Genomic DNA, 12,370 nt, shown 5'->3' with positions numbered 1-12,370 from the left:
CAACACTGGCGCGCCCGAGGCGAGCGCCGCCGCGGAACCGGCTTCGCCGGGCCGCTGGAGGCGTCCCCCTTGGGGGATGCGGCGAAGCCGCTCAGGGGGCTATCTTTAGTTCTGCCATGTAGGTGCGCTGCGGGTAGGGGTGGAAGTTCCAGAACTGGTAGTTGTTGAGGTTGTCGATGCCCACGGCGGCGCTCACCTGCTTGGTGATCTGGTAGCGCACGCGCACGTCGGTGGTGAAGTAGCGGCTCGCGCCCTGGTAGGCAAAACCGTTCACATCGGTGTTGTCCAGCGTGCTGTACTGCCTGCCGCTGTAGCGCGCGCCCAGGGTGTACGACCATTTGTCGTCCGGCCGGTACGTGGCCACGGCACTCGCGCGCCACTCGGGGATGCGCGGCTGCCACTTGCCCACGCTGGCGGGAAACTTGTCGTTGCGGGTGATCCTGGAGTCCGTCCAGGTCAGGCTTGACCCGAGGTCGAGCCCACGCAGGAGCACATTGGCGGCCTGGTACGACAGCTCGATGCCCTTGGTGCGGATGGCGTCCACGTTCTGCACGTTGGTCACGTTGGGCGTGACGAGCACGTTGGTCTGCGAATACAGCGCGTCCCTGGTGCGCTCGAAGAACGCGGTCAGGCGCAGCAGCCCATTGCCCATATCGCGCTCGGCCGTGAGCTCGGTGGTCCAGCTCTTTTCGGGTTTCAGGTTCGGGTCGTTGTTGATGAGCGTGCCGCTGCCGCTGATGCCCCCCTGGTACAGCTCGGCCACGGTGGGCATGCGCACCGCGCGGCCGGTGGAGGCTTTCAGCACCCACAGGTCGCTGGCCTGCCAGGCCACGGCGGCCTTGGGCGAGAAGTACGTCTCGTTGCGCCTGGGGTGGTTCACCGTGGTGGTGGCGTTGCCGGTCTGGCCGTGGCTGGCGCTCCAGCGTTCGGCGCGGGCGCCCAGGACGGCCTTCCATTGGGGCGCGATCTTCCAGGTGTCTTGCGCCCACAGGCCCAGCAGCTGTGTGTCGCCGTTGAACGCCTGGTTGCGGGCGCCCGCAGCACCGTTGATCCAGTTCGCCGTGGCGTTCTCCACCGTGCGCAGCTGGTAGCTGTCGCGCTGCAGGCCGAAGTCCACGATGTGCGCGCCCTGGACGCCCTCTGGCCGCCAGGTGCCTTTGGCCGCCAGCGTGTTCCAGCCCGTGCCCTTGCTGTTGACGATGCGGCCCGCGCCGCCATGCAACGCGGTGGGCATCGCCACCGTCGCGGCACGCAGGGTGTCGGTCTGGTAGTCGTACAGGCTGGCGGCCACTTCCCAGTCGAACGTGCCCTGCGTGTGGCTCTTGACCGAGAGCCCGTGCATGAAGTGCGTGAGGTTCTCGTTGGACACATTGAAGTCGGTGGGCGCCAGCGTGTACGAGCGGCCGTTGATGTTGACCGTGCCGCCGTACACCGCATTGCCGTTGGCGTCGCGCAGGTAGCTGGCGGGGCGCCCTTCGGATTCGTTGTGCCACCAGCCCAGGGTGTAGGCCGCGCGCACGGTGGGCGAGACGTCGTAGGCGATCTTGGCCTTGATGTGGTCTTGCTGCGTGTGGTACTGCGTGGCCGTGCCCAGCAGGTACCAGGGCTGGTTGCCGCGGTTGTCGCCCAGCACGGCACCCGTCACCGGCGTGCCTGCATGGCCCACGGCGCCTGCAGACACGAGGCGCGTGGGGAAGGTGAGCGGCTGGCCCTCGCTGTCGGTCTTGTTGAAGTTGAGGAACCACGACCAGTCGCCATTCTTGTTGCCCACCGAGGCGCTGACCTGCTTGCCCGCGTAGGTGGCGCTGGTGCCGTACAGATCGAACGGCTGGTGCTGGTAGCTCACCTGCGCATGCGCCTCGAACTTTGTCGGCATGCGCGTCACATAGTCCACCACCGCGCCCACCGAGTTGCCGGCGTAGGCGGCGGAGAACGGGCCGTAGAGCACGTCCACGCGCTCGATCTCCTCGGGCGTGACCAGCATCCAGCGCGGCGCGTTGGTGGGGCCGTTGCCCAGGTAATTGCTCAGCAGGATGCCGTCGGCGAACACCATGGACCGCGCCGGGTTGCCCGTGCCCGAGGCGCGGGTGGACAGCACGGCGTGGTTGTAGTCGCCGATGTAGCGCTTGCGCACCAGCAGGCTGGGCAGGTACTTGAGCGCGTCTTCGCTGTCGGTGGCGTTGATCGAGTGCTCGATCTGCTCGCGCGTCACGCCCTCGATGGTGGTGGGAATCTGCGTGGGCAGCGACGTGGGCTGGCCGCCGGTGATGGTGACCACGCCCAGCTCCTTGACGGGCGTGCTGCTGTCAGCGGTCTGGGCCCACGCGGGCACGGCCCAGGACAGGGCAAGGGGAAAGGCGCCGGCCACGGCCAGCGCCATGCGGCTTTTGCGCATGGGAACTCCTGAATTTCAAGCCAAATAGGCCGTCAGCGCTTATCCATCAAGCGCAAACAGCTATCAAACAAGTAGCAATTTCAGGAGAAAGCGGGGGGCCCGCGCGGCGGCAGCGGCGCGGCGGTGCGCGCAGCGATGTGCGCGGCGGGGATGGGGCGCAGGGCGTGCGCCAGGGGGTGGACCACGGGCAGCCGGGCCTGGGACACGGGAGGCGGAGCGCCGACATGCGCGCACAGGGGGCAATCCAGCGTGTGGCTGGACATCTCCTGCATGCCATCGTCGGTCTTGACCAGCAGCTTGATCGCGCCCGAACCCGAGCAGATCAGCTCCATCGCCTGGGGGTTGACCAGGGGCGAGGCCACGGCCACGCCGATGGACAGGACAAACCACGCCAGCACAAGGCGGGCGAGCCAGCGAAGGCCGCGGATGGTTTGCAGGGAGGAAGGCATGGCAGGGTGATTGTAGGTGGCCCGGCCCCGGCCGCCTTGATCAGGGTCATCTGCGCGACGGACGCGGCAGGAGCGCCCGCCTACCATGCGCCTGTCATCCACAACTACAAAGGAGACTCCACCATGCTCACACTCTGCGGCTTTTCCGCCAGCAACTACTACAACAAGGCCAAGCTCGCCCTGCTCGAAAAGGGCCTGCCCTTCACCGAGGAGCTGGCCTGGGTCGGCGAGACCGACCGCAGCGCCAGCCCGCTGGGCAAGGTGCCCTACCTGCGCACCCCCCACGGGCCACTGTGCGAATCGGCCGTGATCGCCGACTACATCGAGATGGCCCACCCCCAGCCCGCCCTGCTGCCCGCGGACCCCTATCAGGCCGCCAAGGTGCGCGAGCTGATCACGTTCCTGGAACTGCACCTGGAGCTGGTGGCGCGCAACCTGTACCCCCAGGCCTTCTTTGGCGGCAGCGTGAGCGAGGCCGCCCGCGACAAGGTGGGCGCGCAGCTGGAGAAGAACATCGCGGCGTTCGGCCAGCTGGCGAAATTCAGCCCTTACGTGGCGGGCGACACGTTCACCATGGCCGATTGCGCGGCCATCGTTCACCTGCCACTGGTGAGCTCGGCCACCAAGATCATCTATGGCCGCGACTACCTGGCCGCGCTGCCCGTGCGCGACTACCTCGCGCGCATGGCCGAACGCCCGCACGTGCAGCGCGTGAACGCCGACCGCAAGACGAACACCGCCGACATGCTGGCGAGGAAGTGAAGCTTGAGCGAAGCCCCCTGAGCCGCTGCGCGGCTTCCCCCGGAGGGGGCTGCACCAGTTTCACGCGGCTGTGGATGTTGGTGCGGACGGGACCGGAGGGGCGCGGGCACTGCGCGTCGCGTGCAGTTGGTGGTCAGAACTTGGGGGCGCGCTTCTCGCGCAGGGACGCCACGCCCTCGCGGGCGTCGGGGCCGCCAAAGCCCATGAACTCGAGCGCCAGCGAGGTTTCGAACATCGGGCCCGCCTGGCGCAGCCACTGGTTGAGCGCATGCTTGGTCCAGCGGATGGCGGTCTGCGAGCCGGCCGCCAGCCGGTCGGCCACCTCGTAGGCGCGCGGCAGCAGCTCGGCCTCGTCCACGGCCAGCGATACGAGGCCGATGCGCTCGGCCTCCTCGCCGCTCACCGGGTCGCACAACAGCAGGTAGTACTTGGCCTTGGCCATGCTGCACAGCAGCGGCCACACGATGGCCGCGTGGTCGCCGGCCGCCACGCCCAGGCGGGTGTGGCCGTCCACGATCTTCGCGCCACGCGCCGCGATGGAGATGTCGGCCAGCAGGCCCGCCACCAGGCCCGCGCCCACGGCCGGGCCGTGGATGGCCGAGACGATGGGCTTGTCGCAGTGCACGATGTTGTAGACCAGGTCGCGCGCTTCCTTCCAGATGCGGCAGCGCAACTCGAAATCCTCGGTCATGTCCTGCACCATGGCCAGGTCGCCCCCTCCCGAGAAGCCCGCGCCTTCGCCGCGCAGCACGGCGCAGCGCACGCTGTCGTCGTCGCTCACGTCGCGCCAGACCCCGCACAGCTCGCGGTGGCCCACATGGCCCGCCGTGGGCAGCTTGCCGTTCAGCGCGCGCATCTGGATGTCCAGCACCGCGCCATCGGCGCCGCGGCGGGTGATGTTCAGCGTCTCGTAGCGCTGGTAGTCGGGGAAAGGAGCAGGCATGGCGGTGTGCGCGCGGCAAGCGCGGTGCAGTTGGGGAAGATGCGGCATTGTGGCGCGGGGACGGCGGCGCCGGAACCCGTGCGCGGCGCAAATCCCGCTGCTATCCTGTGCGCATGCGCAGCCTCTTTCACCTCGCCTTTCACGTCACCGACCTGGACGCCGCGCGCCGCTTCTACGGCGGCGTGCTGGGGTGCCAGGAGGGCCGAAGCACCGACACCTGGGTGGACTTCGACTTCTTTGGCCACCAGATCTCCCTGCACCTGGGAGCGCCTTTCGCCAGCGCCCCCACCGGCCACGTGGGAAACCACATGGTGCCCATGCCGCACTTCGGCGCCATCCTGGAGCTGCCCGGGTGGCATGCGCTGGCCGCGCGGCTGAAGGCGGCAGGCACGGCCTTCGTGCTGGAGCCGCAGGTGCGCTTCGAGGGCCAGCCCGGCGAGCAATGGACCATGTTCTTCCACGACCCGAGCGGCAACCCGATCGAGATCAAGGGTTTCCGGTCGCTCGATGGGGTGTACGCCGCGTGAGCTACACCTTCGCGTCCGCCACCATCCTGCTCCTGCTGATCACGGATCCGCTGGGCAACATCCCCATCTTCGCCAATGCCCTGCGCGGCGTGGTCCCCGAGCGCCGCGCCCGCGTGATCCTGCGGGAGGTGCTGATCGCATTCGCGCTGCTGCTGGTGTTCCTGTTCTTCGGCGCCCAGTTCCTGCAGGTCATGAACCTGAGCGACCTGTCGCTGCAGATCGCGGGCGCGGTCGTGCTGTTCCTGATCGCGCTGCGCATGATCTTCCCGCCGGACACCGCGCCGCAGACCGAGCTGCCCGGAGAACCCCTGATCGTGCCGCTGGCCATCCCCGCGCTGGCGGGGCCGTCGGCCATGGCCACGGTGATGCTGCTCGTGGCCCAGGCGCCCGAGCGGCGGCTGGAATGGGTGGGCGCGCTGTGCGTGACCATGGCGGTGTGCGCGGTCGTGCTCCTGATGGCCGAGCGCATCCAGCGCCTGCTGGGCGAACGCGTGGTCATGGCCTTCGAGCGCCTCATGGGGCTGATCCTGGTGGCCATCTCCGTGGAGATGCTCATTCGCGGCATCAAGCAGCTCGCCCACCAGCTGTAGCCACGGCGGCGGAGCTCCGGGCGCACCAGGAGCGCCGCCCCCTCAGCGGCGCTGCAGCAACGGGATCGTGCCGAGGGCAAAGACCGAGTTGGGCACGCCGACCCGCGCCATCAGGGGGCGGGGCTTGGCGCTCAGCTTGGGCCGCGGGGCCGCGGGCGCGGCCTCTTGCGGGACCACGCCCTTCTCCAGCTGCTGGGCAACGAGGTCCTGCAGGGTGACCGACTGCAGGTATTCCATCACCCGGGCGTTGAAGGTGGACCACAGCTCACCCGTCATCGACTTCACCTGCGCGGCCTGGCCGGGCGCCATGTTCTGGATGTCATCGGCCTTCAGGTTCTCGACCGCCAGGATGATCTCGGCCACGGAAATCTCGTCCGTGTTGCGTGCGAGGGTATAGCCGCCTCCGGGGCCGCGCGTGCTGTCCACGAGCCCGGCGCGCCGCAGCGCACTGAACAGCTGCTCCAGGTAAGACAGCGAGGTGCCCTGGCGCGCACTGATCGTCGACAGGGCCACGGGCCGCATTTTCTGGCGCAGGGCCAGATCGGTCATGGCCGAGACTGCGAGTTGTCCTCTGGTGGTGATCCGCATCTTTGACTCCTTGTGAACGGTGTATGGCCAGGGTTCGGTGCCCGAAGGGGCGTTCCGCGATCTGTCCATGAACGTACTGTAGGGATCTTGACACTTCGCGTATATTCGATTTATCGAGATTTTTACTTCGATTTTTACGAAGTATCAAGGAGACGGCATGAACTTCAAGCACCTGCGCTACTTCTGGACCACGGCCAAGGCGGGCGGCATCATGCGCGCCGGCGAGCAGCTCAACACCACGCCGCAGACGCTGTCGGGCCAGATCAAGCAGCTCGAGGAATGGCTGGGCCACGACCTGTTCAAGAAGCGCGGCCGGGGGCTGGAGCTGACCAGCGAAGGCCGCGTGGCGCTGGGCTATGCGGAGCAGATCTTCGCGCTGGGCGACGAGCTGGAAAAGTCCATCCGCCTGGCGCGCGGGCAGTCGCGCCCGCTGGAGTTCCGCGTGGGTGTGGCGGATTCGGTGGCCAAATCGGTCGCCTACCGCCTGCTGGAGCCGGCAATGGGCCTGGCCGAACAGGTGCACATGACCTGCCACGAGGGCAAGTTCCCCGAGCTGGTGGCGCAGCTGAGCCTGAACCGGCTGGACCTGGTGCTGGCGGACGAGCCGGTGTCCAAGAAGATCGGCGTCAAGGCCTTCAACCACGGCCTGGGCACCAGCTCCATGAGCTTCTTCTGCGCACCGGCCCTGCGCAGCCAGCTGCAAGGACCCTTCCCCAAGTGCCTGCATGGCGCGCCGATGCTGATCCAGGGGCCCATGTCCTCGGTGCGCCAGCAGCTCGATCACTGGTTCAACAAGCACCAGCTGCAGCCACGCCTGGTGGGAGAGTTCGACGACAGCGCGCTGATGAACGCCTTCGGGCGCGAGGGGCGCGGGGTGTTCACCTCGCCCACGGTGCTGGAAGAGGAGACCCAGGCCCAGTTCGGGGTCGAGGTGATCGGGCGCTCCACGGAGCTGGTCGAGGAGTTCTTCGCGATCTCGGTGGAGCGGCGCATCAGCCACCCCTGCGTGGCGGCCATCACCAAGGCCGCCCGCTCCGACCTGTTCGCAGCGTAATGGGGTAGCCCCCCTGAGCCGCTTCGCGTCTTCCCCCCAGAGGGGGACGCCCCCAGAGGGGGACGCCCCCAGCGCGGCGGGGCGGCCCTTGCGCGGGGGCACTCGCCCAGGTCGCGCCAGTTTCCTGAGGCTCCGACTATTGCCACGCTCCCCTTACATCAAGCCGTCACCTGCACCTGGCGCGCGTACGGCAACGGTGCCACAGCACCATAGCCCTGCACGGCCAGCGCGGCCGCCGCGTTGGCGTAGCGCGCTGCCACGAACACGTCGTCGCCCTGGGCCATGCGGGCGAGCAGGTTGCCGCAGAAGCAGTCGCCCGCGCCCGTGGCGTCCACGGGCGTGACGCGCAGGCCTGCGATGCGTTCCCTGCGCCGGCCGTCGCTGGCCAGTGCGCCCTCGGCACCGAGCTTGAGCACCACGGTGGCCGCGCCACGCGCATGGCCCCAGTCGACGATGGCCTCGGGATCGGACATGCCGGTCAGGGCCTGCATGTCCTCCAGGCTGGGCAGGAAGATGTCGCACAGCGAGACCGCATGCGCGATGCAGGCCTGGGCCCGCGCCAGCGGCCAGAGCTTCAGGCGCAGGTTGGAGTCGAAGGCCACCAGGGTGCCAGCCTCGCGCGCCAGGCGCATGGCCTCGAAGGCGGTGTCGCAGGCCTGCGGCGAGATGGCCAGCGAGATGCCCGACAGGTGCAGGATGCGCGCGGCCTGCAGCACGGCCGTGGGCTCGCCGGCCAGCCACTGCGGCGCCATGCGGCTCGCGGCCGACCCTGCGCGCAGGTAGCTGAACTCGTGCCCGGCCGCTCCATGCGAGACGAAGTAGATGCCGGTGGGGTGCTCGCCGTCGCTCTGCACGGCGCGGGTGTCCACGCCCTCGGCGCGCCACAGCGCGGTGAGCGCCTGGCCGAAGCTGTCCTGCCCGATGCGCGTGAGATAGGCCACGCGCGCGCCGGCCCGTGCCGCCGCAATGGCGGCATTGCTGGTGTCGCCGCCGAAGCCGCGCAGGTACTGCGGCTGGCCGGGGTGGAACTGGTTGAACTCGACCATGGCCTCGCCCAGCGCGGCCACGTCGAAGGTCTTGCCCACGGAGGTGGTGGAACGCTCAGGCACGGGGCTTGTAGGCGGTGACGTCGATCTCGACCTTGGCGTCGATCATGAGGCGCGACTCCACCGTGGAGCGGGCCGGCCGGTGCTCGCCGAAGCACTCCATGTAGACGCGGTTGAAGCTGCCAAAGTCGCGCGCATCGGCCAGCCAGACGCTGACCTTGGCCACGTCGGCCAGGGTGCAGTCGGCCAGGGCCAGGGCGTCCTTGACGCGCTGGAACACCTGGCGCGTCTGGGCCTCGATGCCGCCGACGATGACCTGGCCCTGGTCGTCCGTGGGCACCTGGCCCGAGACGAAGACGAAGTCGCCAGCGCGCGTGGCGGGCGACAGGGGACGCGCCTGGCGGTCGGATGCGATGGGGGACTGGCCCAGCAGTTCTACATGGCTCATGCAAGCTCCTTGTGTAATGAATTTACATAAATCGTCGGAAAAAACCCGTTTGACTTTCACAAACGAGTCATCTACGATTAAAAATGTAATGTTATTACTTATGGAGCCACGATGCAATCCTCATCCATCCGTGATTGGTTGACGCCCGGAAGGCCTGTTCAGGCCGCCAGGCGCAGCGTTCTGGGCCTGGCAGCAAGTGCTGCCGTGCTCGTGGCCCTGGGGTCGGGCCAGCCCGCCCTGGCCGCCCCCGCCAAGGGGGGCGCCGCCAACCTGGCCATGGTCGGCGAGCCCCAGGGGCTGGACCCCATGGTGAGCACGGCCGACCTGGTCGGCACCATCATGCAGCACGTCTACGAGCCGCTGTACACCTTCGATGCGAACTGGGCCGTGGCGCCCATGCTGGCCGAGGGCCTGCCCTCTGTGTCCAAGGACGGCCTGACCTACACCATCGCCCTGCGCAAGGAAGTGAAGCTGCACAACGGCCGCGACCTGAATGCCGACGACGTGGTGGCCTCGCTGCAGCGCTGGATGGAACTGTCGCCGCGTGGCAAGGCCGTGGGCAAGGAGGTGGCCTCGCTCACTGCCAAGGGCCCGCTGTCGGTGGAGCTCAAGCTCAAGGCGCCCTATGCACCGCTGCTGGCCCAGCTGGCGCTGCCTAGCGGCATGGCCGCCATCATGGCCAAGGAGAGCATCGCGCCGCAGCTCAAGGATTTCATCGGCACCGGCCCCTACAAGTTCAAGGAGCGCCGCCCCGACCAGTTCACGGTGCTGGTGCGCCACGACACCTACAGCGCCCGCAAGGAGGCCCCGAGCGGCTATGCCGGCCGCCGCGAGGCCCTGCTCGACGAACTGCGCTTCGTGCCCGTGCCCAATGCCAACACCCGCGTGGAGGGCGCCCTGTCGGGCCAGTTCCAGTACGCCGACCTGCTGCCCGTGGAAGCGGCCGGCCGCATCGACAAGGGTGCCCCGGCCGTGGTGCCCATCGTGACCAAGAACTTCGGCTTCCCTTACATCGTCTTCAACACCAAGGAAGGCGTGCTCGCCGCGCAACCGCTGCGCCGCGCGGTGCAGACCGCCGTGGGCTCGGGCGAGCTGCTGGCTGCGGGCTTTGGCGACAACCGCTTCTTCGTGGTGGAGCCCAACTTCTTCCCCAAGGGCACGCCCTACTACTCGGATGCGGGCGGCAAGCTGTACAACGAGCGCAACCCGCAGGCTGCCAAGGACCAGGCGGCCAAAGCCGGCTACAACGGCCAGCCGGTGCGCATCATGGCCAGCCGGCAGTACGAGTTCCACTACAACATGGCGCTGGTGATGGCCGAGCAGCTCAAGAAGGCCGGCTTCAAGACCGAACTGCAGGTGGTGGACTGGGCCACGCTGGTGCAGCGGCGCAACGATGCCAAGCTGTGGGACGTGTACTTCACGCACTCGGGCCTGTTCCCCGAGCCCATGCTCTCGCCGCCGCAGCTCGGTGACGGCGCGCCGGGCTGGTGGGATTCGCCCGCCAAGAAGGCCACGCTCACGGCCTTCAACCAGGAGACCAATGTCGCCAAGCGCGGCCCGCTGTGGGGTGCCGTGCAGCAGGTGGTGTACGACGAAGTGCCCTTCATCGAGGTCGGCAAGTTCAACGGCCTCTCGGCGCGCTCGGCCAAGCTGGAAGGCTACACGCCGGCGATCTGGCCGTTCTTCTGGAACACGGGCCTGGCCAAGTAAGCCCCCACTGCACGAAGGTTCGTTGCCATGCGTTTTCTGATGACCCGCCTGGGCGGCGCCCTGGTGGTGCTGGCCCTTGTCGCGGTGCTGGTGTTCGCGCTCACGCGCCTGGCCTCGGGCGACCCGGTGGCGCTGCTGCTGGGCGAGCAGGCCACGGCCGAGGACATCGCCGCGGCGCGCGTGCAGTACGGGCTGGACAAGCCCCTGCCCACGCAGTTCGTGCTCTGGGTGGGCGAGCTGCTGCAGGGCAACCTGGGCCAGTCCATCTTTCTGCAGCGCCCGGTGACGCAGGCGCTGCTCGAGCGCGCCGAGCCCACGCTGTTCCTGGCGCTGTTCGCGGTGGGCATCGCGGCGCTGATCGGCATCCCCTGCGGCATGGCGGCCGCCATCTGGCGCAGCAGCCCCGGTGACCAGGCCCTGAGCGGCGTGGCCATGCTGGGCGCCAGCGTGCCCAGCTTCTGGCTCGGGCTGATCCTGATCCAGCTGTTCGCGGTCAAGCTCGGCTGGTTCCCGGCCTCGGGCTATGGCGACCCGGCCTCGCCGCTGGCCGAGCGCCTGTCGCACCTGCTGCTGCCGGCGCTGGTGCTGGGGCTGCTGAACTCGGCGCTGATCATCCGCTTCACGCGCGCCTCGATGCTCGACATCCTGGGCGAGGACTACGTGCGCACGGCACGCGCCAAGGGCCTGGCCGAAGGCACGGTGATGGTCAAGCACGTGCTGCGCAATGCGCTGGTGCCCATCGTCACGGTGCTGGGCCTGACACTGGCGCTGATGATCGGCGGCACGGTGGTGACCGAGACGGTGTTCAACCTGCCCGGCGTGGGCAATCTGGTGGTGCGCGCCGTGCTGCGCCGTGACTACCCGGTGATCCAGGGCACGCTGCTGGTCATCGCGGCCATCTATGTATTCATCAACCTGGCCATCGACTTCCTGTACACGCTGGTCGACCCACGCATCCGGCTGGAGGGCAAGTGACATGGTGCAAGGCCTGATTCGCAATCTCAAGGACTACTGGCTGCCACTGGCACGCCGCCTGTTCGCACGCAAGGTGGTGCTGGCCTCGGCCATCGTGCTGGCCCTGGTGGTCGCGGTGGCCACGGTGTTCCCCTGGGTGTCGGACGCCGACCCCAACGCCATCTCGATCAGCGAGCGCCTGAACGCGCCCTCGGCCGCGCACTGGGCCGGCACCGACGAGCTCGGGCGCGACGTGATGCTGCGCATCGTGCACGGCGCACGCTATTCGCTGCTGATCGGCGGGCTCACGGCCGCGGGCGCCGTGCTGTTCGGCACGCTGCTGGGCATGTTCGCGGGCTTCTTTCGGCGGCTGGACGCGCCGCTGATGCGCGTGGTGGACGCGATGATGTCCTTCCCCGACATCCTGCTGGGCATCGCCCTGGTGTCCATCCTGGGGGCCTCGCTGTGGAACGTGATGCTGGCGCTGGTCATCGTCTACACGCCGCGCGTGGCGCGCGTGGTGCGGGCCAGCACCCTGGTGCTGCGCGAGTTGCTGTTCGTGGACGCCGCGCGCGCCCTGGGCGTGCGCACGCCGCGCATCCTGCTCAAGCACATCCTGCCCAACCTGGTTTCGCCCATCCTGGTGCAGGTGACCTTCATCTTCGCCTATGCCATCCTGGCCGAGGCGGGCCTGTCCTTCCTGGGCGTGGGCGTGCCGCCCGACATCCCCACCTGGGGCACCATGATCGCGGGCAGCCTGGAATCGGCCGACCGCGCGTTCTGGACGATTCTCTACCCGGGCCTGGCCATCGTGTTCACCGCCCTGTCGCTGCAGATGCTGGGCGACGGCGTGCGCGACCTGCTCGACCCCAAGCTCAAGAAGGCCGCATGAGCTTCTTTCACC

At 68.4% G+C, this 12,370-nt stretch carries 13 protein-coding genes; 7 read left to right on the top strand and 6 right to left on the bottom strand.

From position 1 onward, the window contains the following. Positions 1-91: 91 nt before the first annotated feature. Both AC1RVY_RS20485 and AC1RVY_RS20480 read right to left on the bottom strand, forming a co-directional pair. The gene (locus tag AC1RVY_RS20485; protein ID WP_492807951.1) at positions 92-2,395 is read right to left on the bottom strand and encodes a TonB-dependent receptor; all 2,304 of its coding nucleotides are present in this window, start codon (positions 2,393-2,395) and stop codon (positions 92-94) included. 80 nt (positions 2,396-2,475) lie between these two features. Then, positions 2,476-2,844 carry a DUF2946 family protein gene (locus AC1RVY_RS20480; RefSeq protein WP_218341257.1) on the bottom strand — a complete coding sequence of 123 codons (369 nt, stop codon included), beginning with the start codon at positions 2,842-2,844 and terminating at the stop codon, positions 2,476-2,478. A gap of 123 nt (positions 2,845-2,967) precedes the next feature. On the opposite strand from AC1RVY_RS20480, the gene AC1RVY_RS20475 reads away from it, so the two are divergent. Continuing rightward, a complete protein-coding gene (locus AC1RVY_RS20475; protein ID WP_218296847.1) occupies positions 2,968-3,606 on the top strand; it encodes a glutathione S-transferase in 639 nt (212 codons plus the stop codon). Between the two features lie 133 nt (positions 3,607-3,739). Here AC1RVY_RS20475 and AC1RVY_RS20470 read toward each other — a convergent pair whose 3' ends face one another. Then, positions 3,740-4,549: an enoyl-CoA hydratase/isomerase family protein gene (locus AC1RVY_RS20470; protein ID WP_369643558.1), complete on the bottom strand. Its 810-nt coding sequence runs from the start codon at positions 4,547-4,549 to the stop codon at positions 3,740-3,742. Positions 4,550-4,662: 113 nt separating this feature from the next. Here AC1RVY_RS20470 and AC1RVY_RS20465 point away from each other — a divergent pair, with 113 nt between their 5' ends. Together AC1RVY_RS20465 and AC1RVY_RS20460 are read left to right on the top strand one after the other, a co-directional pair. After that, positions 4,663-5,076: a VOC family protein gene (locus AC1RVY_RS20465; RefSeq protein ID WP_492807949.1), complete on the top strand. Its 414-nt coding sequence runs from the start codon at positions 4,663-4,665 to the stop codon at positions 5,074-5,076. Continuing rightward, a complete protein-coding gene (locus AC1RVY_RS20460; protein WP_492807948.1) occupies positions 5,073-5,666 on the top strand; it encodes a MarC family protein in 594 nt (197 codons plus the stop codon). Before AC1RVY_RS20465 ends, AC1RVY_RS20460 begins: the two co-directional genes overlap by 4 nt. A 42-nt stretch (positions 5,667-5,708) precedes the next feature. Here AC1RVY_RS20460 and AC1RVY_RS20455 read toward each other — a convergent pair whose 3' ends face one another. Next, positions 5,709-6,254: an Rrf2 family transcriptional regulator gene (locus AC1RVY_RS20455; protein WP_218296843.1), complete on the bottom strand. Its 546-nt coding sequence runs from the start codon at positions 6,252-6,254 to the stop codon at positions 5,709-5,711. A gap of 157 nt (positions 6,255-6,411) precedes the next feature. Between AC1RVY_RS20455 and nhaR the strand changes: the two genes are divergently transcribed. Beyond that, a complete protein-coding gene (nhaR, locus tag AC1RVY_RS20450; protein ID WP_369643561.1) occupies positions 6,412-7,308 on the top strand; it encodes a transcriptional activator NhaR in 897 nt (298 codons plus the stop codon). 158 nt (positions 7,309-7,466) lie between these two features. Here nhaR and AC1RVY_RS20445 read toward each other — a convergent pair whose 3' ends face one another. Beyond that, positions 7,467-8,417: a sugar kinase gene (locus AC1RVY_RS20445; protein ID WP_492807947.1), complete on the bottom strand. Its 951-nt coding sequence runs from the start codon at positions 8,415-8,417 to the stop codon at positions 7,467-7,469. Continuing rightward, a complete protein-coding gene (locus AC1RVY_RS20440) occupies positions 8,410-8,802 on the bottom strand; it encodes a RidA family protein (protein ID WP_007849612.1) in 393 nt (130 codons plus the stop codon). Before AC1RVY_RS20440 ends, AC1RVY_RS20445 begins: the two co-directional genes overlap by 8 nt. Before the next feature lie 111 nt (positions 8,803-8,913). Here AC1RVY_RS20440 and AC1RVY_RS20435 point away from each other — a divergent pair, with 111 nt between their 5' ends. From AC1RVY_RS20435 to AC1RVY_RS20425, 3 genes are read left to right on the top strand one after another with little or no spacing between them, the layout of a single operon-like run. Then, on the top strand, positions 8,914-10,512 hold the full coding sequence (locus tag AC1RVY_RS20435; RefSeq protein WP_492807945.1) for an ABC transporter substrate-binding protein: 1,599 nt from the start codon (positions 8,914-8,916) through the stop codon (positions 10,510-10,512). A gap of 27 nt (positions 10,513-10,539) precedes the next feature. Next, positions 10,540-11,487 carry an ABC transporter permease gene (locus AC1RVY_RS20430; protein WP_492807944.1) on the top strand — a complete coding sequence of 316 codons (948 nt, stop codon included), beginning with the start codon at positions 10,540-10,542 and terminating at the stop codon, positions 11,485-11,487. Between the two features lies 1 nt (position 11,488). Next, positions 11,489-12,358 carry an ABC transporter permease gene (locus AC1RVY_RS20425; protein ID WP_007849605.1) on the top strand — a complete coding sequence of 290 codons (870 nt, stop codon included), beginning with the start codon at positions 11,489-11,491 and terminating at the stop codon, positions 12,356-12,358. The last annotated feature ends 12 nt before the right edge of the window (positions 12,359-12,370 follow it).

Source organism: Acidovorax sp. GW821-FHT11A03 (assembly GCF_058809075.1).
This window is presented reverse-complemented; position numbering and strand designations above follow the sequence as displayed.